1 protein-coding gene is annotated in these 316 nt (G+C 64.2%); it reads left to right on the forward strand.

Annotation, left to right across the window (positions count from 1 at the left end; translation table 11 throughout):
* A partial coding sequence (locus EJI00_RS24975; protein WP_148110668.1) for a ShlB/FhaC/HecB family hemolysin secretion/activation protein occupies positions 1–316 on the forward strand: 316 nt, incomplete at both ends.

Here is a 316-nt window from a genome sequence, read left to right on the forward strand (position 1 = left end):
CTTGACGGCCTCGAACAGCCAGTACCACCAGAGCGTGGAGAGTTTCAACGGGCCGATCAACTATGCGGGCAAGTCCAACAACGCCGAAGTGAAGCTCTCGCGCCTGCTGTACCGGGACCAAAGCCGCAAGACGACGCTGGCGCTCAAGGGCTTTCGCAGGGAGTCGCGCAGCATCATCGAAGATTCGGAAGTGCCGGTGCAGCAGCACGTGGTCGGCGGCTGGGAACTGGGCCTGAACCACAAGGAGTTCATCGGCGAGGCCACGCTGGAGGGCACGCTGGCGTTCAAGCACGGCACGGGCGGCTTCGGCGCCAGG

Origin of the sequence: Variovorax sp. DXTD-1, from assembly GCF_003984625.1 — a bacterium.
Classification (GTDB): Bacteria; Pseudomonadota; Gammaproteobacteria; order Burkholderiales; family Burkholderiaceae_C; genus Variovorax.